At 67.4% G+C, this 23,789-nt stretch carries 15 protein-coding genes; 6 read left to right on the forward strand and 9 right to left on the reverse strand.

Annotation, left to right across the window (positions count from 1 at the left end; translation table 11 throughout):
* Window positions 1-142: 142 nt before the first annotated feature.
* Entirely contained in the window at window positions 143-3,304 is a 3,162-nt protein-coding gene (locus QMZ25_RS09035; protein WP_053520101.1) for an efflux RND transporter permease subunit, read from the reverse strand.
* Window positions 3,305-3,308: 4 nt separating this feature from the next.
* Complete coding sequence (locus tag QMZ25_RS09040; protein WP_065181718.1) at window positions 3,309-4,439, reverse strand: efflux RND transporter periplasmic adaptor subunit; 1,131 nt, start codon at window positions 4,437-4,439, stop codon at window positions 3,309-3,311.
* A gap of 114 nt (window positions 4,440-4,553) precedes the next feature.
* On the opposite strand from QMZ25_RS09040, the gene QMZ25_RS09045 reads away from it, so the two are divergent.
* The 3 genes from QMZ25_RS09045 to QMZ25_RS09055 all read left to right on the forward strand — a co-directional run bounded on the left by QMZ25_RS09045 (window position 4,554) and on the right by QMZ25_RS09055 (window position 7,394).
* A complete protein-coding gene (locus tag QMZ25_RS09045) occupies window positions 4,554-5,231 on the forward strand; it encodes a TetR/AcrR family transcriptional regulator (RefSeq protein ID WP_065175109.1) in 678 nt (225 codons plus the stop codon).
* Between the two features lie 140 nt (window positions 5,232-5,371).
* Window positions 5,372-6,019: a protein-L-isoaspartate O-methyltransferase gene (locus tag QMZ25_RS09050; protein ID WP_053520104.1), complete on the forward strand. Its 648-nt coding sequence runs from the start codon at window positions 5,372-5,374 to the stop codon at window positions 6,017-6,019.
* A 16-nt stretch (window positions 6,020-6,035) separates the two neighbouring features.
* Window positions 6,036-7,394 carry a TolC family outer membrane protein gene (locus tag QMZ25_RS09055; protein WP_065175111.1) on the forward strand — a complete coding sequence of 453 codons (1,359 nt, stop codon included), beginning with the start codon at window positions 6,036-6,038 and terminating at the stop codon, window positions 7,392-7,394.
* Between the two features lie 72 nt (window positions 7,395-7,466).
* On the opposite strand, the gene QMZ25_RS09060 is transcribed toward QMZ25_RS09055, so the two are convergent.
* Window positions 7,467-8,666 carry an amino acid transporter gene (locus QMZ25_RS09060; protein ID WP_283219488.1) on the reverse strand — a complete coding sequence of 400 codons (1,200 nt, stop codon included), beginning with the start codon at window positions 8,664-8,666 and terminating at the stop codon, window positions 7,467-7,469.
* A 214-nt stretch (window positions 8,667-8,880) separates the two neighbouring features.
* Window positions 8,881-10,179 (reverse strand): lipid IV(A) 3-deoxy-D-manno-octulosonic acid transferase, encoded by a 1,299-nt coding sequence (gene waaA / locus QMZ25_RS09065; RefSeq protein ID WP_111186158.1) that lies wholly within the window; start codon window positions 10,177-10,179, stop codon window positions 8,881-8,883.
* 60 nt (window positions 10,180-10,239) lie between these two features.
* Between waaA and QMZ25_RS09070 the strand changes: the two genes are divergently transcribed.
* Complete coding sequence (locus tag QMZ25_RS09070; RefSeq protein WP_065175114.1) at window positions 10,240-11,157, forward strand: LpxL/LpxP family Kdo(2)-lipid IV(A) lauroyl/palmitoleoyl acyltransferase; 918 nt, start codon at window positions 10,240-10,242, stop codon at window positions 11,155-11,157.
* Window positions 11,158-11,184: 27 nt separating this feature from the next.
* Here QMZ25_RS09070 and QMZ25_RS09075 read toward each other — a convergent pair whose 3' ends face one another.
* From QMZ25_RS09075 to QMZ25_RS09090, 4 genes are all read right to left on the reverse strand, one after another.
* Window positions 11,185-12,528, reverse strand: a complete 1,344-nt coding sequence (locus QMZ25_RS09075) for an O-antigen ligase family protein (protein ID WP_283219489.1) — start codon at window positions 12,526-12,528, stop codon at window positions 11,185-11,187.
* Window positions 12,509-13,624, reverse strand: coding sequence for a glycosyltransferase (locus QMZ25_RS09080; RefSeq protein WP_065181722.1), 1,116 nt, complete (start codon window positions 13,622-13,624; stop codon window positions 12,509-12,511). Before QMZ25_RS09080 ends, QMZ25_RS09075 begins: the two co-directional genes overlap by 20 nt.
* A gap of 13 nt (window positions 13,625-13,637) precedes the next feature.
* On the reverse strand, window positions 13,638-13,835 hold the full coding sequence (locus QMZ25_RS09085) for a zinc-finger domain-containing protein (RefSeq protein ID WP_053517405.1): 198 nt from the start codon (window positions 13,833-13,835) through the stop codon (window positions 13,638-13,640).
* Window positions 13,836-13,955: 120 nt separating this feature from the next.
* Window positions 13,956-16,697: a TonB-dependent receptor gene (locus QMZ25_RS09090; RefSeq protein WP_283219490.1), complete on the reverse strand. Its 2,742-nt coding sequence runs from the start codon at window positions 16,695-16,697 to the stop codon at window positions 13,956-13,958.
* 459 nt (window positions 16,698-17,156) lie between these two features.
* Here QMZ25_RS09090 and QMZ25_RS09095 point away from each other — a divergent pair, with 459 nt between their 5' ends.
* A complete protein-coding gene (locus QMZ25_RS09095) occupies window positions 17,157-20,501 on the forward strand; it encodes a GH92 family glycosyl hydrolase (protein ID WP_283219491.1) in 3,345 nt (1,114 codons plus the stop codon).
* Between the two features lie 4 nt (window positions 20,502-20,505).
* Complete coding sequence (locus tag QMZ25_RS09100; protein ID WP_053517408.1) at window positions 20,506-21,252, forward strand: basic secretory protein-like protein; 747 nt, start codon at window positions 20,506-20,508, stop codon at window positions 21,250-21,252.
* A 96-nt stretch (window positions 21,253-21,348) separates the two neighbouring features.
* Here QMZ25_RS09100 and QMZ25_RS09105 read toward each other — a convergent pair whose 3' ends face one another.
* Entirely contained in the window at window positions 21,349-23,640 is a 2,292-nt protein-coding gene (locus QMZ25_RS09105) for an NADP-dependent malic enzyme (protein WP_065175119.1), read from the reverse strand.
* Window positions 23,641-23,789 lie beyond the last annotated feature (149 nt).

Below are 23,789 nucleotides of genomic sequence, written 5' to 3' on the forward strand. Positions count from 1 at the left end.
ACTCACCCCATCATCGCGCGAAGAGCAGCCGAGCATGGCTCGGCTCTACAGAAAGCAGATCCCGCGAGCATGCGTGGATGCAACGCGCCGTGCCAACCAGGGTTGGCACCTGCCAGAGGCGGCGGCCCTGGAACCCGGGGCATTACGCCCCGGATTCATCCGGCTTCACCCGGAACCACGCCGCATACAGCGCCGGCAGGAACACCAGGGTCAGCACGGTACCCACGATCAACCCGCCCATGATCGAGATCGCCATCGAGCCATAGAACGCGCTGCGCGACAGCGGAATCATCGCCAGCACCGCCGCCAGGGCGGTCAGCACGATCGGGCGGAAACGCCGTACCGTCGCGTCGATGATCGCATGCCAGCGATCATGCCCGGCATCGATGTCCTGCTGGATCTGGTCGATCAGGATCACCGAGTTGCGCATGATCATGCCGGCCAGCGCGATCGTGCCCAGCAGCGCCACGAACCCGAACGGTGCACGGAACAGCAGCAGGAACAAGGTCGCGCCGATGATGCCCAGCGGTGCCGTCACCAGCACCATCGCGGCACGCGAGAAGCTGCGCAGCTGCAGCATCAGCAGCGTTGCGACCACGATCAGGAACAACGGCATGCCTGCCTTGATCGAGTCCTGGCCACGTGCCGAATCCTCCACCGTTCCGCCGGTTTCCAGCAGGTAACCGCTCGGCAGTGCAGCGCGGATGCCATCCAGCGTCGGCAGGATCTGCTGCACCACGTCCAGCGCCTGGCTGCCGTCACTGATATCGGCACGCACGGTCACGGTCGGCAGGCGGTTGCGATGCCAGATGATGCCGTCCTCGAACACGTACTCCAGGCGCGCCACCTGCGAGAGCGTCACCGACGTGCCACTGGCGGTGGGAATGGCCAGGCTGCCCAGCATGCCCAGCTGCACGCGCTCGTTCTCCGGCCCCCGCAGCAGCATCTCGATCAGGCGATTGCCCTCGCGATAGGTGCTCACGCTCATGCCCGACAGCGAAGTGCCCAGCAGCTGGCTCACCTGCGCACTGCTCACGCCCAGCGCGCGCGCACGGTCCTGGTCAAGCACCAGCCGCACGACCTTGCTCGGCTCGCTCCAGTCCAGGTTCACGTTCATCACATGCGGGTTCTCCCGCACCTTGTCCTGTACCTGGCGTGCGATCGCCTGCACCTGCTCGATGTGCTCGCCGGAGATCCGCAGCTGCACCGGGTAGCCCACCGGCGGACCGTTCTCCAGCCGCGTCACGCGCATCTGCACATCCGGGAACTGCGGGATCACGTCCTTCAACAGCCAATCGCGCGTGGCCTCGCGCGCCTTGGCGTCTTCGGTGAGCACCACGAACTGCGAGAAGTTGGTCGCCGGCAGCTGCTGGTCCAGCGGCAGGTAGAAGCGCGGCGAACCGGTACCCACATAGGCCACATAGTTGGCGATGCCCTCACGGCCCTTCAGCAGCTTTTCCAGCTTGCTGGCCTGCGCCTGCGTGGCCTGCAGAGACGCGCCTTCAGCCAGTTCGATATCCACCATCAGTTCCGGGCGGGTCGAATCCGGGAAGAACTGCTGCGGCACGAAGCGGAACATCAGCAGCGAGAACACGAACAGGGCCACCGTTGCTGCGATCACCCACCAGCGGTGGCGCAGGCACATGTCCAGGAAACGGCGGAAACGCGTGTAGAACGGCCGCTGGTACGGATCGTGGTCGTGTGCATGCTCCTTCGGTGCGACCCAGCGCAGCAGCGCCGGATGGCGATCGGCCCAGGCCAGGCGCTTCGCACGCCAGCGACCGGCCAGGCTGTCCGGCTTGGGCAGCTGCGGATTGAACAGATCCGGCAGCATCTTGTCACCCAGGTACGGAATGAACAGCACCGCCGCAATCCATGACACCACCAGCGCGATGGTCACCACCTGGAACAGCGAACGGGTGTACTCACCGGTGCTTGACGCCGCCGTGGCGATCGGCAGGAAACCTGCCGCCGTGATCAGCGTACCGGTGAGCATCGGGAACGCCGTGGATTCCCAGGCGAAGCTGGCCGCGCGCAGGCGGTCGTAGCCCTGTTCCATCTTGGTGGCCATCATCTCCACCGCGATGATCGCATCGTCCACCAGCAGGCCCAGCGCCAGCACCAGCGCGCCCAGCGAGATCTTGTGCAAGCCGATATCGAAGTAGTGCATGACGAAGAAGGTCATCGCCAGCACCAGCGGAATGGTCACGCCCACCACCAGGCCCGTACGCAGGCCCAGCGAGAAGAAGCTCACCAGCAGCACGATCACCACCGCTTCGGTCAGCACCTGCACGAACTCACCCACCGACTCTTCCACCGCATGCGGCTGGTCGGAGACCTTGCGCAGGTGCATGCCCGCCGGCAGCGTCTTCTGCAGGCGCTCGAACTCGGCATCCAGCGTGGAGCCCAGCTTCAGGATGTCGCCGCCGTCTTTCATCGCGACCGCAATGCCGATCGCATCCTCACCCATGAAGCGCATCTTCGGCGACGCCGGATCGGCGAAGCCGCGCTTGATCTCGGCGATATCGCCCAGGTGCACCGTGCGGTCGCCGGCCTGGATCGGGAAGCGACGGATGTCATCGATGCTCTGGAACTGGCCGGTCACGCGCAGCTGCACGCGATCGGTCGGGGTCTCGAAGAAGCTGGTGGCGCTGATCGCGTTCTGGTCGGCCAGCGCCTGCTGCACCTGCTGCAGCGACACGCCCAGCGTGGCCAGCTTGGTGTTGGACAGCTCGATCCAGACCTTCTCGTCCTGCAGGCCCTGCAGCTCGATCTTGCCCACGTCCGGCACCCGCTGCAGTTCCAGCTGGATGCGATCGGCGTAGTCACGCATCACGGCGTAGTCGAAGCCCTGCCCGGTCAGCGCGTAGATGTTGCCGAAGGTGTCGCCGAACTCATCGTTGAAGAACGGACCGACGATTTCGCGCGGCAGGTTCGGCTTGATGTCGCCCACGCGTTTGCGCACCTGGTACCACAGGTCCGGAATGGCCTTGGAGCGCAGGCTGTCCTTGGCCGCGAAGATCACCTGCGACTCGCCCGGGCGCGAGTAGGAGCGGATGAACTCGTACTGCCCGGTGTTGAGCAGCGCCTTCTCGATCGGCTCGGTCACCTGGCGCGAGACCTGCTCGGCGGTCGCGCCCGGCCACATCGTGCGTACCACCATCACCTTGAAGGTGAACGGCGGATCCTCGGACTGGCCCAGATGCTTGTACGACCAGGCGCCGATGAGGGCGAAGGCGAGCATGGCGAACAGCACCAGCGCGCGGTTGCCCAGCGCCCATTCGGATAGATTGAAACGGCGCACAGGCTTACTCCTTCGCCTTCGGTGCGGCAGCCGGCGCTGCGGGCTTCAGCACCGGGCGGTTCTGCCGGTCCACCGCGACGACCTGCTGGCCGGATCGCAGCAGATGGCCGCCCGCAGCCACCACCCAGTCGTCGGCGTCCACGCCGGACAGCACCGGCACGGCGTCGATGCCATAGGCGCCCGTGCTGACGGTGACCGATTTCAACGTGCTGCTGGCCGGGTCCACCACCCACACACTGGTTGCGCCACCTGCACCGCGCTGGAGAGCGGCCATCGGCAGCTGCAGGGTGCCGTGGCGGCCGGCGCTGCTGAACACGCGCGCGCTCTGCCCCAGCTCGACATCGGCCAGTGCATCGGCGGGCAGGCTGACCCGGGTTGCGTAGGTCCGCGCCTGCGGATCGGCGGCGGCGGCGATCTCGCGGATCGTGCCGGGCAGGCGCTGCCCCGGGCGGTTCCACAACTCCACTTCCACCGGCTGGCCTACCGCGTAGTCGCGGATGGTGGCTTCCGGCAGGTCGATCAGCACTTCGCGGCCACCGTCTGCGGCCAGGTTGAAGATGGTCTGGCCCGCGGCCACCACCTGCCCGGCTTCCGCCTCACGGCTGGCGATCACACCATCGGCCGGCGCACGCAGCTGGGCGTAGCCGGCCTGGTTGCGCAGCACGTCCAGGTTGGCCCGGGCCGCGTTGGCCTGGCCCTGCGCGGCCTTGAACGCGGCAGACTGCTGATCCAGCTGCGAGCGGCTGACCAGCTGCTGGTCGGCCAGCACCTGGTAGCGCTTGAGATCGTCGCGGGCGCGTACCAGATCGGCTTCGGCCGCGGCCAGCTGCGCCTGCGAGGCGCGCGCCTGCAGGGCGAAGTCGGCGACATCCAGCTCGGCCAGCACCTCCCCCTTCTTCACCCGTTGGCCGGCGTCCACATGGCGCTTGACCAGGTTGCCGCCGACGCGGAACGACAGCGGGCTCTCCTGGCGTGCCCGGACCGTACCGGGAAACGCCGCCGGCGCCTGCCCGACCTGCTCGCCGGGATGCACCACCAGCACCGGCACGGCCGCCGGTGGCGCCTGCTCCTGTCCCGAACAGGCTGCCAGCGCAGCCACCCACACGATACCGCCCATCCAGCGCACGATCTTCATCGGTCAACGTCCTGACAACACTGAGTTCAGCAGGGGAGCCGCAACGTCCGGCCCAATTTAGTAAACTGGCCGGTATAGTATAAATATCGAACCGCTTGGTCTAGTATTACCGCAATGAGTTCTTCCACTTCCCGCAAGCCGTCGGCCAAGCCTGCTGCCAAGGCCGCCGGACCCGGGCGTCCCAAGGATCTTGGCAAGCGCGCGGCGATCCTCGAGGCGGCCAAGACCCTGTTCATCGAACAGGGCTATACCGGTGTGAGCATGGACAGCATCGCTGCCCAGGCGGGCGTGTCGAAGCTGACGGTGTACAGCCATTTCGGCGACAAGGAGACCCTGTTCTCCGAGGCCGTGCAGTCCAAATGCATCGAGATGCTGCCGGATGCGCTGTTCGTGGCCGACGCCGAAGGGCCACTGCGCGACCAGCTGATCGGGATCGGCCTGGCCTTCTTCAAGCTGATCACCTCCGACGCGGCGATCTCGATCCAACGTGTGATGATGGCCCCGGAGACCGACGAACGCCTGCGTGAGCTGTTCTGGCAGGCCGGGCCCGAGCGCACCTGCGAGGCGCTGGCCGACTTCCTGCGCTCGCGCAGCGAGCGGGGCGAGCTGCAGATTCCCGACCATCACCTGGCCGGGCAGCAGTTCCTGACCCTGGTCAAGGGTGAAGTGCACATGCATATGATGTGCGGCATGCCACTGTCATCGGTGGAGATCGATCCTGTCACCCACGTGGCGGCCAGCGTCGACTTCTTCCTGCGCGCCTATGCGCCCGGAGGAGCCGGAACCGGCTGAAACGGCAAAGCTGAACGAACCGGTGGTCGCGATGACTTCCGGCACTGCGACCCCGGCCCCCCGGCAGCGGATGCTCTGGGCGCGCCGCCGGCCTCCGGCACCGGTAAAATGGCCGGCCCACTGCGCTGGATTTGAACCTCATGACGATTGATTACGCCCACGCCCGCGAACTGATGGTGGAACAGCAGATCCGTCCCTGGGACGTGCTGGACATCAAGGTGCTCGACGTCCTGGCCCGCCTGCCGCGCGAGGCCTTTGTCGCCGACGCGCACCGGGCACTGGCCTACGCCGATGTTGAACTGCCGATCGGCAATGGCCAGAAGATGATGAAGCCCGTCATCGAGGGCCGTACCCTGCAGGCGCTGGACCTGCAACCGGGTGACGAAGTGCTGGAGATCGGCACGGGCAGCGGCTTCCTGGCCGCCTGCATCGGCGCGCTGGCGCGCGACGTGCTGAGCCTGGAGATCGACCCGGAACTGGCGACCGCCGCGCGTGCGCGACTGGATGCCTCCGGCCTGGGTACCAACGTCCGTGTGGAAGTGGCTGACGCGCTGGCGTGGCAGACCGAACGTCGCTTTGACGTGATCTGTGTCACTGGTGCCGTCAACGTGGTGCCGTCACAGTTCGCCTCGTGGCTGCGTCCGGGTGGTCGCCTGTTCGTGATCCAGGGCCGTTCGCCGGCGATGGAAGCGCTTCTGATCAAGGCCGATGGCAGCACCGAATCCCTGTTCGAGACCGATATCGATTACCTGCGCGGTGCCGCCCCGGCACCCCAGTTCCACCTCTGAGTCCAAGGAAGCCGCAATGATCCGCCGATCCCTCGCTGTTGCGCTGGCCACTGCCCTGCTGCCGTTGTCTGCCCATGCCGCTGACCTGTTGCAGGTCTACGAGATGGCGCGCAACGGCGATCCGCAGCTGTCGGCCGCCGAATCCACCCGGCTGTACGACAAGGAAGGCGCCGTGCAGGCGCGCGCTGCCCTGCTTCCGCAGATCAACGGCCAGGCCACGCTGAACCGCACACGCAGCGAAGCCAACGCCGATGCCAATACCGGCACGGTCAGCAGCAAGCGCCGCAACTACACGATCGACGGTTCGCAGACCCTGTTCAACTGGACGCAGATCAACAACCTGCGCTCGCAGCGCGAACTGAGCAAGGCGGCTGACTTCACCCTGGATTCGGCCAACGACAGCCTGATCGTCCGCACCTCGGCGGCCTACTTCAACGTGCTGGTGGCGATCGAATCGCTGAATGCCGCACAGACCAACGAAGCGGCCGCGAAGAAGCAGTTCGACTTCGCCGACAAGCGCCTGGAAGTGGGCCTGGCGCCGATCACCGACGTGCACGAAGCGCGCGCGCAGTATGACCAGGCGCGCGCCAACACCATCGTCGCGCAGAACACCCTGGCCGATAACTACCAGGCGCTGACCGAACTTACCGGCCAGCCGGTGCTGAACCTCAAGGGGCTGCCGGCCGACTTCCGTCCCGAAGTGCCGGCCAACCGCGGCAACATCGATGAACTGGTGCAGCAGGCGACCAGCCAGAACCCGTCGCTGAAGGCGCAGGAGCTGAAGGTCAGCGCGGCCGAGGCCGGCGTGCAGGCCGCCCGTGGCGCCCACTACCCGACGCTGTCGCTGGGCGGCAGCTGGGGCAAGACCGCGACCTGGGGCGACAGCACCGGTTCGGGTTCGCTGTCCCCGGATGCGCGCACCAACAGCATCGGCCTGACCCTCAGCGTGCCGATCTTCGCCGGCGGCGCCACCCAGTCCGGCGTGCGCCAGGCGCTGGCCCAGCGTGACATCGCCCAGGATGGCTACGAACAGCAGAAGCGCGCGCTGGATCGCAACACCCGCAATGCCTACCAGACCCTGGTGCAGGGCATCAGCGAGGTGGAGGCACGCCGCCTGGCCGTCGTCTCGGCACAGAGCGCGTACGACGCCTCGCAGGTCGGCCTGGAAGTGGGTACCCGTACCGTGCTGGACGTGATCCAGAACCAGCGCATCCTGTTCTCGGCACAGCTGGACTACGCGCAGGCCCGCTACACCTTCCTGCAGAACCGCCTGCTGCTGAGCCAGTCGCTGGGCGCGCTGGACGTGGCCGAACTGCAGGACATCAATCGCCTGCTGACCCAGGACGCGGGCAACCCCGCCACGACCACCCAGTAAGTCGTCGTCGCCTGTGTTGACGGAAAGCCACCCGACCGGGTGGCTTTTCTGTTTGTGCCGCGGCGATGAGATCTAGCGCAGGAGCGGCAGCAGGCACAACGCCGCTGCCGCCATGCCCAGCACGGCGTCGGCAGGCGAGCGCGTCACCTCGCTGCGCCGCTGGAGTCCCCCCAGGCACAACGCGGCCACCACCAGCAGTGCCACCGGCCCCGGCATCGTCGGCAAGACGCCGGCCGGCAGCCACAGCGCCAGCAGGGTCGCCAACAGGATGATCGCCACGGTCGCCACGCACGCCGCCGGTGGGTCGCCCTCGTTTCCAAGCGGCCACAGCGGCAGCGCCAGCCGTGCCGCCAGCATCAGCAGCACCAGCTGCAGCGCCGCCAACCCTGCATACCCTGCCAGCGGCAGCCACGGCAACATCCAGGACAATTGGGGATGGCTTCGCAGCGCGACCGTCAAGGGCCGGCTGCTGGCCAGCGCTGGATAGTCGACCAGGCCCGCCTGCAGTGCGGCCAGTGCGATCAGCATCAGCGTCGCCGCGACGAGCACCATGAGCATCGTCAGTGGGCGTCGCGCCAGCCCGCCAACAGGCAACCCGGGAACGCCCAGTGCCAGGCCGGCGCTGGCAAAGATGCCCAGCAGCGGCACAGCCGCGGCGAGCACACCTCCCAGGCCGAAGCGATACGGTGCAGTGGCGGGGGGAACCCATGGGATCCAGTGCGCGTAGTGCACATACCGGGCCGCCAGCGCCAGCAGCAGCACGCCGATGCCGATCTTCACGGTCAACAGCGCGCACACCAGCAGCACGGTGCGCGACGGTCGCATCAGCGCGGCGGCTCCCAACAGCAGCAGGCCTGCAGCGGCCGTCACCTGCACCGGCAGCGTACCGGCGCTGGATGCGCTCGCCGCCGCCAGTGCCGCATGCAGATGGCCAGCCCCGGACTGCGCCGCACCCGCCAGCGTCGCCGTGCACTCCAGCAACAACGCCAGGCACAGCACGCGGGCAATCGACCGCCCCCAGCCGGCCACCAGCAGGCCATGCAGGCCATCCAGGCCATCGGCCATATCCGCCTGCGTCACCACCCTGTACAGGCGTGCCAGCACCAGCGCCGCACCGAGGGCTGCGAGCAGCAGACTGAGAACGACGGCCGGCCCCGCCTGCGCCGCCGTGTACTGACCGACCCGTGCGATGACACTGCCACCGAGCAGCAACGTCATCAGGATCACGCCCAGATGATCCATTCCAAGCCGATGGCCATCGCTGCCGCTCATCTCAAGCTCCCTTGATGCCGTCCAAGCACGGTCGACATCAGGCTGGCAGCCTGTGTTGGCAATCGATAGTCAATTTGCATCTGCATGCCGCGAGGTGTGATCCGAGGCACGTTGCGGCGTCGGCAATCGGTCCTGCGACGACAGAACGATGGCCGTCAAGCAGGCTTAATCCAGTTGATCGCGACAGTACGGCGGCAAGCGCGCCGCGTGCGGCTCAGCCGCGGGGCGGTGGCAGGTGCGGGGCCACCAGCGCCAGCGTCCGCTGCAGCGCGCCGCGCCCATTGCTGACCAGCGTGCATCCAGCGTGCGCCATGTCCTCGCGGGCCTGCGGATCCTCCAGCAGGTGCTGCAGCAGACCGCCGACCGCCTGCACGTCTTCGCCGATCAACAGCGCACCGGCCTCGCGCATGCGCCGCGAGATCTCCGAGAAATTGTGCAGGTGCGGACCGGTCACCGCGGCAGTGCCCATCGCCGCCGGCTCCAGCAGGTTGTGGCCACCGATCGGCTGCAGGCTGCCGCCGACGAAAGCGACCTGCGCACAGCCATAGAACGGCATCAGTTCGCCGAGGGTGTCGATGATGAAGGCATCGGTATCGGCGGACGGCCACTGCTGCGCACGGCGGGTCGCCACGTTCCAGCCCTGCTCGCGCGCCAGCGCCTCCACCTTCGGGAAGCGCTCGGGATGCCGGGGTGCCCACAGCAGCAGCAGGTCCGGATGGTGCTGGCGCAGGCGCCGGTGCAGTTCGATCACCGCCTGCTCTTCGCCATCATGGGTACTGGCCGCGATCCAGACCGGTCGCGTGTCCGGCACCCGTGCGTGGAACTGTTCGATGAAGGCCTGCACGTCCGGCGTGGCGATGTCGAATTTGAGGTTGCCCAGTGCCTGCACCTGGTCAGGCGCCGCCCCCAGCTGCACGAAGCGCTCTGCGTCGTCCTGCGACTGGGCTGCCACGCACGTCACCGTGCGCAGCGCGCGGCGGATCAGCGCGGCCAGCAGCCGGTAGCCACGCAGCGAACGGGCCGACAGGCGGGCATTGAGGATGTAGACCGGAATGTCGCGGTCACGGCAGCCGAACAGCATGTTCGGCCACAGTTCGGTTTCCAGGATCAGCGCCAGGCTGGGCTGGAAGTGGCCGAGGAAACGGTTGACGCTGCCGGGCACGTCATACGGCAGGTAGACGTGGTCCAGCGCATCGCCCCACAGCGCGCGCACGCGCTCGGAGCCGGTGGGAGTGATGGTGGTGATGACCCAGCGGATATCCGGGCGCTGCTGGCGCAGGGCGTTGACCAGCGGCGCGGCGGCGTTGACCTCGCCCACCGAGACCGCATGCAGCCAGACCCGTGGCTGGCCGCTGGGCTGGGGATAGGAGGCGTAGCGCTCGTCCCAGCGGCGGAAATACTCACGGACCCGGAAGCCGCGCCAGACCAGGTGGTACACGGTGATCGGCAGCAGGATGTAGAGCACGACCGAATACAGGCCGCGCAGGATCCATTCGACAGGGTCTTTGCGCATGCGGCAAGGATACGGGACACCCCCGGGAAAGACACGCAGCCGGATTGCTAGAATGGCGCCATGTCCGATGCCTCCACTGCCGTCCGCCCGTCACTGCGCGATCCCCGCAACTGGCCGATGTTCGCCGCCATGTACGGCGCTTTCGCCATCGCCCGCCTGCCGTGGATGCTGCAGCGCGCCCTCGGTCGCGGGGTGGGGTCGATCGCCTGGCGCCTGGCCGGCAGCCGTCGCCGTGCAGCCGAGGTCAATCTCGCACTGTGTTTCCCGGAAAAGGACGATGCCTGGCGCAAGCGGTTGGTTCGCGACAGCTTCGATGCCCTGGGCGTGGGCGTGTTCGAGTGCATCCGTGCCTGGTGGGGCAGCATCGACAGCATCCGCCCGCAGGTGCAGATCGAAGGGCTGGAGCACCTGCGGCAGATGCAGGCCGAGGGTCGCGGCGTGCTGCTGGTGTCCGGGCACTTCATGACCCTGGAGATGTGCGGCCGCCTGCTGTGCGACTACGTCGACCTGTCCGGCATGTACCGCAAACATAAGAATCCGGTGTACGAGTGGGCGGTGAAGTTCGGCCGCCTGCGCTATGCCAAGGCGATGTTCGCCAACGAGGACATCCGCGCCACCGTGCGCCACCTGAAGAAGGGCGGCTTCCTCTGGTATGCCCCCGACCAGGACATGCGTGGCAAGGACACCGTGTTCGTTCCGTTCTTCGGCCACACCGCCGCCACCATCACCGCCACCCACCAGCTGGCGCGGATGACCGGTTGCGCGGTCATTCCGTACTTCCACCGCCGCGAAGGCGGGAAGTACTTCCTGAAGATCGGCGCGCCGCTGGAGAACTTCCCGAGCGAGGATGTGGAAGCCGATACCGCGCGCGTCAACCAGGCGATCGAAGAGATGGTGCGCGAAGCCCCTGACCAGTACCTGTGGATCCATCGCCGCTTCAAGCGCCAGCCCGGCGGGCGCAGCGACTTCTACAGATAGATCCGGGCACGCCTGGATCCGCCCGGATCACCTGCCCGTTTCCATCGCGCGTGGTGGGTCATCCGCGTCATGCGCCAGCAGGCTGCCGGCGAACAGCGCCGCCAGCAGCACGGTCAGCCCACCCCAGAACGCAGAGTAGAACGCCAGGTGGGTGTTGAGCGGGAACACGGTGACCGCCAGCGCCAGCATCGCCGGCCGCGCCCGCTCGCGGGCCGCGGTCGGTGCGAAGCGCCACGCCCGCCAGGCCTGTGCCACGGCGGCCAGCCACAACAGCAGGCCCAGCGCGCCGGTCTCGGCCAGGATCTCCAGCACGATCTGGTGCGCGTGCAGGGCCGGTTCCGCGCCCCACACCGCGGTTCCCTCCCCTGCGACGCAGGCGGGATACGCATCGCGGAAGCCACGCGCGCCGACACCGTTGATCGGATGTGCTTCGATCATGCAGGCCGCTGCGCTCCAGATCCGCGCACGCCCGGACAACGCCTGGTCGACGCCCGTCTCGTCCCCCTCCCAGGCCATCGTCGTGCGCAGCACGCGCTCGCGCAGCTGCGGCACGCTGGCAACCAGGACCCCGGCCCCCAGGACCCCGACCATCCCCAACAGCGCCAGCCGCTTCCAGCCGAACTGGCGCATGCCGCTGTAGGCCAGCACGAGCGCGAAGGTGATCCACGAGGCGCGTGAGCCGGCCAGCAGCAACACACTGCCGAGGGCCGCAGCGGCCAGCAGCCAGCCGGCAGCACCGAAGCGGCGCGCCAGCGGCAGCAGCAGGAACGGCGACAGGCTGGCCAGCACCTGGCCGAATTTCAGGTTGCACGGGCCCAGTACGCCACTGAGCCGGTCGGCCAACGCCGCTTCATCGGCCGGGCACAGCGCACGCCCGCTGATTGCCAGTTTGAGCTGCTCCAGCGACCAGAACCATGGGCTGGTGCCGGCCACCGCCTGTACCAGCGCATCCAGCGTCCAGGCGCCGGTGATCACCGCCAGTCCACCCAGGGTGAGTCTGCGCCGCTCCGGCGTGGCCACTGCGATCGCTACCAGCCACATGAAGGGCAGGTAGCGCAGGCCTCCTGCCGCCTTGGTCCACGAGGCCGACGGGTCGATCGCATCGAATGCGGAAAATGCCTGCGGCAACCAGTAGCCGAGGAACAGGATCGAGGTCAGCGCCCAGGCCGCCGGGCTCAGCAGATGCGGCCGGCGCTGCAGGCGGCGGATGACCATGCGCACTGCGGCATAGATTGCACCCAGGCCCAGGACGGTCTCGGCGATGCCTGGCAGCGGCCACAACGCCACGTAGGCAAGCACCCACAAGGGCGCCCAGCGCCCGGCGCGTTCATCGCGCAGGACGGCTGCGGTGTCAGCCTGCGAGGTCGGCATAGAGACGGAGGGTATCGCGCTGCATGGCCTGCAGGGTAAACGGGATACGGCCCGGCAACGATGGCGGCTGCGCCAGAAGGGCCAGCGCACGTTCACCCAGTGCCTGCGCATCTCCCAGCGGCACCGCACCGGTGGGCTGGAGCTGCTGCAGCAGTTCGCCCACCCCACCGTGGTTCCAGCCGAGCACCGGTCGGCCCACCGACAGTGCTTCCACCACGGTACGGCCAAAGGCTTCGGGCTTGTCGGACAGCTGCAGCACCAGATCGCTGGCGGCATAGGCCTGGGCAATGCGGGCGGTCGGCGTGCTGATGTGGACCGCGTCTGCGATGCCGAGCGTGGCGGCCTGGCGGCGCAGGTCGGCCACATAGGCTTCGCGCCCCGGCTCGTCGGTGCCCAGCATCCACAGCTGCGCCGGCACGCCGGCAGCGCGGACGTCGGCCAGCAGCTGCAGCGCGTGCGCGTGCCCCTTCAGGCGCGTGCCACGGCCCGGCAGCAGCAGCAGCGGCCCGTCCACCCCGGCCAGCCACGGGTAGTCCGCCACCAGCGACAGGCGCGGCCGGCGATCACCGCGCGCCACCCGCGGGAACTGACTGACATCGACACCACGCGGGATCACCCGCAGGTGGTCCTCCGGCACGGTCGGATAGTGGCGCTGCACGTATTCGCGCACGCTGTTGGAGACACAGATCACGCGCTCGCCGCTGGTCATCACCGCGCTGTAGCGGCTGGGCGAGTTCAGCCCGTGCACGGTGGTTACCCAGTGCGGCCGCTGCGCCTGCGGCATCGCCCGGATCGCATACAGCCCCAGCCACGCGGGCAGGCGCGAGCGGGCGTGCACGATATCGGCGCCGACCTCGGCGAACAGGCGACGCAGGGTCGGCAGATGACGCAGGGTCAGCAGCGACTTGCGGCCGATATCGAGGGTGAGATGCTCGGCACCGCTGGCCAGCAGCGGTTCAACGAGGCGGCCACCGGCAGACACCACCAGCGCGCGATGGCCGGCTGCCACCAGTGCCGACGCGATTTCCAGGGTCGAGCGCTCGACGCCGCCGGAGTGCAGCGCCGGCAGCAACTGCACCACGGTCAGTCGACGCATCGGTGAAGGCCGTTCAGTCAGCCAGTACGAACACGGAACCGCAGTACGGGCACTGCGCTTCACCGTTGGGTTCGTCTTCGATCGCCAGGTAGACCCGCGGATGCGAGTTCCACAGCGCCATCTCCGGGGTCGGGCAGCTCAGCGGCAGGTCGCTGCGGTGCACGGTGTAGCGCTTCTCGGCGTTGGCGGGCGCGGTGGCGGTATGGCTCATGGCGGATGTCGATGAACGGATTGCGAGGCCTGCGATTCTAGCACCTGGGGCGGCGACCCGGCCGCCCCTGTCCTTTCCTGGCCCCCGCCCCCTGACAGCCGGGACCTGCCAGCGCCCGGCCTACTGGAAGTCCAGCGACAGCTCCAGTAAGGCCGAGCGGCCATAGGCGTTGTAGATGCCCTGATCGTAGTACGGCCAGTTGCCGTTGCTGCGGTCGATCGGCGGCATCTCGTCGGTCAGGTTGTTGACCGTCAGCAGCAGGCTGGCCAGGTCATTGATGCGGTAGCCGACCGTGGCGTTCCAGGTGGTCCACGGGCCGATGTTGCGCTGCTCGCCACGGCTGTCCCAGGTGGGCGCGTTGCGCACGCCGAACGCACTGGCGCTGAACGGCCCGCGCTTCCAGTTCACGCCCAGCGTGGCCCGGTACTGCAGTTCATTGGAATTGCCGCAGCACAACTGGTCGTAGACCGGATCGCCTTCCTTGTCCTGGGTGGTGTGCTTGAGCGGGCGGTAGTAGCCCGCGTTGACCGTGAAATCTCCCGCCGAGGAGGTACCCCAGCGATAGTCCAGCGCTGCCTGCACACCGGTCTGGCGTTGGCTGGCGATGTTGATCGGGTAGGAGAACACCTTGTCCACACCGTTGGGGTTGAGCGGATCGGTAGCCGGCTTGCGCTGCACCTGGCCCAGGACCTGCTGGCAGGTGGGCGAGGTGATGTCGAAGCGGGTCTGCCCGTTCTCCGATACGCCCAGCCGGCAGTTGGCCTCGGTGTCGAGGATGCTGTCGGTACCGAGGATGCGTACTTCGTTCTCGATCACCACCGAGTTGTAGTCCACCGACAACGTCAGCGCGTTGTCCAGTGTCGACCACACCGCACCATAGGTGAACGTGCGTGCAGTGATGTCCTTCAGATCGCGGTTGCCGGTACTGGAAGACAGCACCGCCAACCCGGACTGCTCGCAGTCATCGAAGTTGTCGGAGGTGTAACCGGCCTGCCGGCACTGGTAGAGGTCGGTGTTGGTGGTATAGCCGCTGCTCTCGCGGGAAAACAGGTAGAACATGTCCGGCGAACGGAACGCAGTGGCGTAGCTGCCACGCAGCAGCAGCGATTCGATCGGCCGGTACTCCAGGCCAAGCTTCCAGGTCGCCTTGCCGTTGCCGCCACCGCCCTGCAGGGCGTACTTGTCGTAGCGGCCGGACAGGTTGGCGCTGAAGGTATCGATGATCGGCACCTGCAGTTCCGCACCCAGCGCGTACAGATCCCGCTGGCCCTGCGCCGAGGTGCCGGCGGTCTGCCCGCGGAACAGCACACCGGCATCGGGATCGGCCGACTGGTTGAAGAATTTCTCGCGCTGGCCCTGGGCGATCAGCGCGAAACCGACGTCGCCGGCCGGCAGGGCAAACAGCGAACGATGGGTCAGCAGTGCCGTCACTGCTGTGCGCGACGCGCTGGATGCAGCACGGTTGAGGCCGCTGAAGCTGTCGTACTGGTCGCGGGTGATCGGCTGGTACAGGCGCGACAGGTCCGGGGCGTAGACCTCGTAGCCATCCTGCATGCCCAGCATCGGCCCCAGGTAGTAATCGTCCACGCCGTTCCGGGCGAGGAAGTCGGTGGATTTGCGGGTGACATCGGTGCTGGAACGGTTGACGTAGACGTCGTAGTCGAAGCTGCCCAGCACGCCACGCACGCCGGCGGTGACGTTCAGCGATCGCGTGTAGACGCGCTGGTCCTTGGCATCCAGGCCGACTTCCTCGGGCGCGTAGATGCGCTGCCACTGCTCGTACTGGCCGCTGGTGCGGTTGTAGAAGGTCTTGTTCCAGAACGGGCTGCCACCGCTGTAGGTCGGCCGGCTGAAGCCGAACAGGATGTCCGAGTACAACTCGGTATCCGGGCTGAGGTGATAGCGCAGGAAGGTGGTCGCGTTGACGTCCTGGCTGGCGTTGTACAGCGACGCGGTGCCGACGTTGTCGGGGGTGCCGCAGTAGTAGCCACCGCCGGAAATGTCGCGGTGCGCGTACACGGTGCTGCCACCGAACAGATTCGACAGCGGCGCGCAGGTGGCCGCGCCCGGGTCGATGTAGGCGTTGGGCCCCTGGCGCATACGCAGGAAGCTGCGCGACGGATCCTGCGGCCCGGTCGGGTTGTCGTTGACGCTGTCGATGCGGCTGCGGTCGAAGGCGTAGATCGCCTTCTGGTTGATGTATTCCAGCCCGTAGCTGATATCGAGGTTGCCGAAGGTCTGTCCACTGCTGGCGCTGAAGCGCTGGCTGGAACCGCCGCCCTGGCTGTAACCACCGACGCGGTAGCGCAGATGGGTGCCTTCCACGCGGTCTTTCAGCACGATGTTGACTACGCCGGCCACGGCCGACGAGCCATACACCGAGGACTGGCCACCGGTGAGCACATCGATGCGTTCGACCATGCCCAGCGGGATGTTGGCAATGTCGGCGATGCTGGTGTTGCCGTTGTAGGCCAGCGGATAGCTGTTGATCGGCCGCCCGTTGATGAGGGTAAGGGTGTAGCTGGGGTCCAGACCGAACAGGCTGATGGTCTTGGCGCCCGGAGTGTAGAAGCCGGTTCCCTGGGAATCCTGCACCGACCCATTGGAGACCGGCAGCGAGCGCAGCGCATCGAACACCGTGGTGAAACCCTGCGCCTGGATCTGCTCGGCGGTGATGGTCGTCACCGGTGAGGGGCCCTCCACCTGCGCGCGCGGAATGAGCGACCCGGTCACCGTGACCGCATCCAGGTCGCGCGTACGCGGCGGATCGGCGCCCTCCCCTGCGTTGGAGGACTGGGCCTGCACGGCCAGCGGCGACAGCAGCAGCGAAGACATCAACAACGACAGCAACCTCGGTTTCATCAAGCGCTCTCCAGAGACGGATGACGGTCCTGCCGGTGGGGGACGGACGGGAGGGTCGTGGATGGACGGTGGTGACGGGCAGCAGCAGCAAGCGCAGGCCGCCCGCCCGGATCAGGGCATGCAGGGTGTTCCGGGACAGATGGAAGGGTTGGGATCGGGACGGGAAGGACGCCGCCTTCCCCGGGCCTGGACCCCGGCCACTTTTAAATCGATCCAATCCCCTCTGTCAATAATTTGAAATGAAACGTTTTTCCCGGATTTGGATCGAACTAATTGCACTTGTCAGGGGGCAACGCACTGAGGCAGGATCGGGACCACTCCGACGACCCGATCGCATGGCCCGCCCCCACCGGACCGGCATCGCTCCTTTCCACCGCCCCTGGGCGGCGGGCGCGATGCTGGCCGTGGTACGTGCCGATGCGGGTCCTGCCTGCCGCCTGCCCTTCCGGGAGACCCTGCATGACCCTTTCCGATCCGCGCCGCGCCCTGCTTCCGCTCGCCCTGGCCCTGGCCTGCGCCACGCCCGCCCTGCCCGCAGTGGCACAGGGCCTGCAGACCTCGTTCGAAGCAGGTGAGCCCGCACCGGCCAAGGCCGGCGGCGCGCTGCAGGTGCAGATCGGCACCGGTCCGGCGGCGCCGTATGCGGCCAAGCGCAACGCCGGCTACAGCGGCCTGCGCGCGCTGCACTACCAGGCCGACGGCGGCGCGGCGCGGCGCGACCTGTTCAGCACGGACCTGACCATCGACGCCGACACCACCCTGTCCTGGCTGGTGCTGCCGGAGATCGTCGACAAGGACACGGTGGCCTCCACCTACGTCTCGCTGGACCTGCGCCTGGACGATGGCAGCCGTGTATCGGCCAGCTCCGCGCGTGATCAGCACGGCATCGCCGTGGGCGCGCGTGCGCAGGGCGATTCGAAAACGCTGTACCCGCAGCAGTGGGCGCGCAAGGCCGTACGCCTGGGCGATGTGCCTGCGCTGCGCGGCCGCCGGGTGGTCGCCATCGAGCTGGAAGTGGCCAGCGCCGACGGTGCGCCGGTGTCCGGCTGGATCGATGACGTGCGCCTGGATGCGCAGCCGCGGCAAGTGCCGCAGCGGGTCTCGGACTGGGTGCTGACCACCCGCGGTACGCAGGCCAATGGCACGTTCTCGCGCGGCAACAATTTCCCGGCCACGGCGGTGCCGCACGGCTTCAACTTCTGGACCCCGGTGACCGATGCCGGTGCACTGAACTGGCTGTACCGCTGGAACGAGCAGAACGATGCGAACAACCGCCCGCAGCTGCAGGCGCTCGCGCTGAGTCACCAGCCCAGTCCCTGGATGGGCGACCGCCAGACCTTCCAGGTGATGCCGTCGGCCAGCCGCGGTGTGCCCGAGGCCGACCGCAGCAAGCGGGCGCTGTCCTTCGACCGCTCGCACGAGAACGCGCGCCCCTACCGCTACGACGTGCGCTTCGACAACGGCATCGCCGCCTCCATCGCGCCGACGGACCACGCCGCGGTCTTCCGCTTCGATTTCCCTGCGGAAGGTGATGCCAACCTGCTGTTCGACAATGTGGACGCACGCGGCGGGCTGACACTGGATGCGGCCACCCAGACACTGTCCGGCTACACCGACACGCGCAGCGGCCTGTCCAACGGTGCCGGCCGCATGTTCGTGGTGGCCCGCTTCGACCGGCCCTGGCGCAGCAGCGGACGCATCGACAGCGGCCGCCCGACCGGCTACATCAAGTTCGATGCCGGCAGCGATCGCCGCGTCACCATGCGCATTGCCACCTCGCTGATCTCGCTCGAACAGGCGCGGCACAACCTTGCTCTGGAGATTTCCGCCACGGATACGCTGGAAAGCGTGGCCGGCCGCGCCCAGGATGCCTGGGATGCGCGCCTGGCCCGCTTCGATATCGGTGATGCCACGGACGACCAGAAAACCACGCTGTACTCCAGCCTCTACCGGTTGTACCTGTATCCCAACTCCGGCCACGAAAACGTCGGCAGCGCTGCCGCCCCCGAGTGGCGTTACGCCAACCAGGCCAGCGCCAGCGAGAACAACACCGATGGCAGTGACAGCCGCACCTTCAGTGGCGTGCGCGATGGCCGGGTGTTCGTCAACAATGGCTTCTGGGATACGTTCCGCACGACGTGGCCGGCGTACGCACTGTTCACGCCGGAGGACGCCGGCCAGCTCGTGCAGGGTTTCATCGAGCAGTACCGCGCGGGCGGCTGGATCGCCCGCTGGTCATCGCCGGGCTACGCGGACCTGATGGTCGGCACCAGTTCCGACGTGGCCTTCGCCGACGCATGGCTGAAGGGCGTCGGCGGTTTCGATCCCGCCGAGGCCTATGCCGCGGCGCTGAAGAATGCCACCGTGGTACCGCCCGATCGCCATGTAGGGCGCAAGGGCATGGACCGCTCGACGTTCCGCGGCTATGCCAGTGCCGACGTGCATGAAGGCATGTCATGGACGATGGAAGGCGCGCTGAACGACTTCGGCATCGCCAACATGGCCGAGGCACTGGCCAAGCGCGCGACCACCGCCGCGCAGCGCGAGCGCTACAGCACCGAAGCCGACTACTTCCGCTACCGCGCTGCCGGCTACGCGACCCTGTTCGACCCTGCCGCCGGCTTCTTCCAGGGCCGCAAGGCCGACGGCAGCTGGCGCGTGGACGCCAAGGACTACGATCCGCGCGTGTGGGGCCACGACTACACCGAATCCAACGGCTGGACGTTCGCCTTCACCGCCGCGCACGATGGCGAGGGCCTGGCCGCGCTGTACGGTGGCCGCGACAGGCTGGCCGCCAAGCTCGATGCCTTCTTTGCCACGCCAGAGACCGCCGATGCCGCGTTTGCAGGCTCCTACGGCGGCATCATCCATGAGATGACCGAAGCGCGCGACGTGCGCATGGGCATGTACGCGCACAGCAACCAGCCGGCGCACCATATCCCGTGGATGTATCTGTACGCCGGGCAGCCCTGGAAGACCCAGCAGCACGTGCGTGAGATCCTGTCGCGGCTGTACGTGGGCAGCGAGATCGGCCAGGGCTATCCGGGCGATGAGGACAATGGCGAGACCTCCGCATGGTACGTGCTGGCTTCGCTGGGCCTGTATCCACTGCGGATGGGCGCGCCGGAATACGTGATCGGCTCCCCGGCATTCAGGCACGCCCGGGTGGAACTGCAGGGTGGCGCGGTGCTGACCGTCAACGCGCCGCAGAACTCCGCGGAGAATGTCTACGTCCAGTCGCTGAAGATCAACGGCACGCCATGGACCCGGACCTGGGTACCGCACGAGGTGATCGCCAAGGGCGCGACGCTGGACTTCGAGATGGGCCCGCAGCCTTCGCGCTGGGGCACAGGCGCCGACGACGTGCCCCGTTCGCTGACCGCACCGGGCCAGCGACCGCGGATGCTGCACGATCTGCTGGGCAGCGGCACGCGCGCTGCTCTGGCCGATGGCCGCGCCGTGCCCGCGCTGTTGGACGACGATGCGACCACGGCCGTTCCGCTGGGCGCGGGTGCCACCCTCATGCTGAGCGCCGTGGGTGATGGCGCGCCGACGATGTATACGCTGACCAGCGGCGAAGGGCCGATCCGGGGGGCCGGATGGACGCTGGAAGCCCGTAACGGCGACGGCCGCTGGACCACGCTGGACCAGCGGCGTGGCGAAGACTTCAGTGCTGCGCGGCAGACCCGTCCGTTCCGCATCGCCTCGCCCTCACGCTATGCCGAGTACCGCCTGCGCGTAACTGCGCCGGGACGCCTGCAGCTGGCTGAGATCGAACTGTTGTCCCCCTCCACTGTACGGTGACCCCATGCGCATTCGCCTGCTGCCCCTTGCACTTGCTGCATTCACCCTGCCCGGCATTGCGCTGGCCCAGCCGTCGCAGAGCCGGGCCTTCGATGGCCAGTTCACCCGCGAAGGCATCACGTTGCACTACCAGGATGCGACCGGTGCGCTGGCCGCACCGGCACGCCAGCGCATCGTCGATACGTTCTATTCCGCCTACCTGCGCGAACGGGCGGACTTCCACCCGGCGGCACCGGCCGAGGTGCACATCGTGATCGATCCGGCCTACGACGGCGTCGCCTACGTCGGCGAGAAGGACAAGGCGAGCACCATCACCATCAACCCGGGCTGGCTGGTGAAGCACCCCGATGACATCGACCTGGTGACCCACGAGGCGATGCACATCGTGCAGGGCTACCCGAGCTACGGCGACACGCGGGTACCGGGCTGGCTGGTGGAAGGCATCGCCGACTACGCCCGCGACCGCTACGGCACGGACAATGCCGCAGCGGGCTGGGCGCTGCCGGAAAAAGTGGGCAAGGGCCAAAGCGTGGAAAGCGGCTACCGGGTAACCGGGGCCTTCCTGAAATGGGCCGAAGCTGGACACCCCGGCCTGGTGCTGGCGCTGGACAAGGCCCTGCGCAACGGCCAGTACACCCTGGCGCTGTGGCAGCAGCACACCGGCAAGGGCCTGCCGGCGCTATGGGCCGAGTACGCCAAGCCGCGTTCGGATGCCCCGCCGCCGGCACCGGCACGAGGCGGCAAGCGCTGACCGGTAGCGCCGGGCCATGCCCGGCGGAATGCCTGATTTGCCGCGCTGCGCGCTCGCCGGGCATGGCCCGGCGCTACCGATCGCGGTGACGAAGGATTACGCCTTCTTTTCCGCTTCCAGCTGTTTGCGGATCTGCGCATCGACCGCAGCGATGGCGGTCATGTTCAGGATGCGGCGCGAGGTCGCGCTGGTGGTCAGGATGTGCACCGGCTTGTTCACGCCCATCAGGATCGGGCCGATCGCCACGCCATCGGTGAACACACGCACCAGGTTGTAGGCGATGTTGGCCGCTTCCAGATTGGGCAGCACGAACAGGTTGGCGCGACCCTGCAGGGTGGAACCCGGCAGCAGTTTCTGGCGCAGCGCCTCGTCCCAGGCGGTATCGCCCTGCATCTCGCCGTCCACGTTCAGGCGCGGATTGCGCTTGAGCAGCAGCTCGCGGACCTGGCGCATCTTCAGCGCGTCCTTGGAATCGTGGCTGCCGAAATTGGAGTGCGACAGCAGCGCCACCTTCGGTTCGATGCCGAACAGCTTCATGCGGTACGCGGCCTGCAGGGTCGCCTCGCAGATCTGCTCGGCACTGGGATCTTCCTGCACGTGCGTGTCGACGAAGAAGAACACGCCCTGCTGGTTGATGACGCCGGTCATCGCCGAGGTCGAGGTGACCTTCGGCTCCAGCGGCAGCACGCTGCGGACATAACCCAGCTTCTTGTGGAAACGGCCGACGATGCCGGTCAGCATTGCATCGGCTTCGCCACGCGCGACCATCACCGCGGCAATCAGGGTCGGCCGCGAACGCATCAGGTTCTTCGCCGCCGCCACGGTGACGCCGCGACGACCGGTCAGCCCGTGGTAGTACTGCCAGTATTCGTTGAAGCGCGGATCGTCATTGATGTTGGTGATCTCGAAGTGCTCACCGGCCTTCAGGCGCAGGCCCAGGCGCTCGATGCGCGCTTCGATCACGTCCGGCCGGCCGATCAGGATCGGATGTGCGAGCCCTTCATCGACCACGTTCTGCACCGCCTGCAGCACCACTTCCTCTTCGCCTTCGGCGTAGACCACGCGCTGCTTGTCGGTGCGTGCACGGTCGTACACCGGCTTCATCATCAGGCTGGTGCGGTAGACGAACTGGGCCAGTTTGTCACGGTAGGCGCCCATGTCGGCGATCGGCCGGGCGGCCACGCCCGAGTCCATCGCGGCCTGGGCCACGGCAGCGGACAGCTCCACCAGCAGGCGGCGGTCGAACGGGCGCGGGATCAGGTACTCGCGGCCGAAGCTCGGGGTTTCACCGCCGTAGGCCGAGCCCATGTCGGTCGCGGCGCGGCGTGCCAGTGCGGCGATGGCGCGCACGCAGGCGATCTTCATTTCCTCGTTGATCGCGGTGGCGCCCACGTCCAGCGCACCGCGGAACAGGTACGGGAAGCACAGCACGTTGTTGACCTGGTTCGGGTAATCCGAACGGCCGGTGCCGATGATCGCGTCCGGACGCGCCGCACGCGCCACTTCCGGCATGATTTCCGGGGTCGGATTGGCCAGTGCGAAGATCACCGGGTCCGGCGCCATGGTCTTGACCATTTCGGCGGTGAGGATGCCGGGCGCCGACAGGCCCAGGAAGATATCCGCGCCGTCGACGATCTCGGCCAGGGTGCGCTTGTCGGTGTCGCGTGCGTAACGCTGCTTTTCCGGGTCCAGATCGGTACGACCGGTGTGGATCACGCCCTCGCGGTCGAACGCCAGGATGTTCTCCGGCTTCAGGCCCAGCTGCACCAGCATGTTGACGCAGGAAACGCCCGCCGCGCCCATGCCCGTGGTCGCCAGCTTCACCTCCTCGATCTTCTTGCCGGTGATCGCCATGGCGTTCAGCACCGCCGCGCCGACGATGATCGCCGTACCGTGCTGGTCGTCATGGAACACCGGGATCTTCATGCGCTCGCGCAGCTTGCGCTCGACCACGAAGCATTCCGGCGCCTTGATGTCTTCCAGGTTGATGCCGCCGAAGGTCGGCTCCAGCGAGGCGATGATGTCGACCAGCTTGTCCGGATCGGTTTCGTCCACTTCGATGTCGAACACATCGATGCCGGCGAACTTCTGGAACAGCACGCCCTTGCCTTCCATCACCGGCTTGCCGGCCAGTGCGCCGATGTTGCCCAGGCCCAGCACCGCGGTGCCGTTGGAGATCACCGCCACCAGGTTGCCGCGGGCGGTCAGCTCGCTGGCCTGCTGCGGGTCGGCCTTGATTGCTTCACAGGCGTACGCCACGCCCGGCGAGTACGCCAGCGACAGGTCGCGCTGGGTCAGCATCGGCTTGGTCGCGGAGACCTTGATCTTGCCCGGCGGGGACATCCGGTGGTAATCGAGGGCGGCCTGTTTGAAATCTTCGTTGGACATCGACGTTGGATACATGAATGGGCAAGAGGGACAGGGGATCATACCCCCGTTGGGGCGCCCGGACCTGTCGCTATCCTGTCGCAGGCATGCTGCGACCGCACAATTCCCTGGCGTATGCGACAACCTGGAGCCACCAGCTTCGGCGCTGC

Source organism: Stenotrophomonas sp. RS-48, assembly GCF_030053245.1.
Lineage (GTDB): Bacteria > Pseudomonadota > Gammaproteobacteria > Xanthomonadales > Xanthomonadaceae > Stenotrophomonas > Stenotrophomonas maltophilia_P.

What these genes read in the sequence shown, in the direction of transcription:
- QMZ25_RS09060 (WP_283219488.1), bottom strand. Translation starts at nt 8,666, where the DNA reads ATGAGCGGCAGCGATGGCCATCGGCTTGGAATGGATCATCTGGGCGTG.
- QMZ25_RS09080 (WP_065181722.1), bottom strand. Translation starts at nt 13,624, where the DNA reads ATGCGTCGACTGACCGTGGTGCAGTTGCTGCCGGCGCTGCACTCCGGC.
- QMZ25_RS09050 (WP_053520104.1), top strand. Translation starts at nt 5,372, where the DNA reads ATGACGATTGATTACGCCCACGCCCGCGAACTGATGGTGGAACAGCAG.
- QMZ25_RS09040 (WP_065181718.1), bottom strand. Translation starts at nt 4,439, where the DNA reads ATGAAGATCGTGCGCTGGATGGGCGGTATCGTGTGGGTGGCTGCGCTG.
- QMZ25_RS09095 (WP_283219491.1), top strand. Translation starts at nt 17,157, where the DNA reads ATGACCCTTTCCGATCCGCGCCGCGCCCTGCTTCCGCTCGCCCTGGCC.
- QMZ25_RS09090 (WP_283219490.1), bottom strand. Translation starts at nt 16,697, where the DNA reads ATGAAACCGAGGTTGCTGTCGTTGTTGATGTCTTCGCTGCTGCTGTCG.
- QMZ25_RS09085 (WP_053517405.1), bottom strand. Translation starts at nt 13,835, where the DNA reads ATGAGCCATACCGCCACCGCGCCCGCCAACGCCGAGAAGCGCTACACC.
- QMZ25_RS09045 (WP_065175109.1), top strand. Translation starts at nt 4,554, where the DNA reads ATGAGTTCTTCCACTTCCCGCAAGCCGTCGGCCAAGCCTGCTGCCAAG.
- waaA (WP_111186158.1), bottom strand. Translation starts at nt 10,179, where the DNA reads ATGCGCAAAGACCCTGTCGAATGGATCCTGCGCGGCCTGTATTCGGTC.
- QMZ25_RS09105 (WP_065175119.1), bottom strand. Translation starts at nt 23,640, where the DNA reads ATGTCCAACGAAGATTTCAAACAGGCCGCCCTCGATTACCACCGGATG.
- QMZ25_RS09055 (WP_065175111.1), top strand. Translation starts at nt 6,036, where the DNA reads ATGATCCGCCGATCCCTCGCTGTTGCGCTGGCCACTGCCCTGCTGCCG.
- QMZ25_RS09100 (WP_053517408.1), top strand. Translation starts at nt 20,506, where the DNA reads ATGCGCATTCGCCTGCTGCCCCTTGCACTTGCTGCATTCACCCTGCCC.
- QMZ25_RS09075 (WP_283219489.1), bottom strand. Translation starts at nt 12,528, where the DNA reads ATGCCGACCTCGCAGGCTGACACCGCAGCCGTCCTGCGCGATGAACGC.
- QMZ25_RS09070 (WP_065175114.1), top strand. Translation starts at nt 10,240, where the DNA reads ATGTCCGATGCCTCCACTGCCGTCCGCCCGTCACTGCGCGATCCCCGC.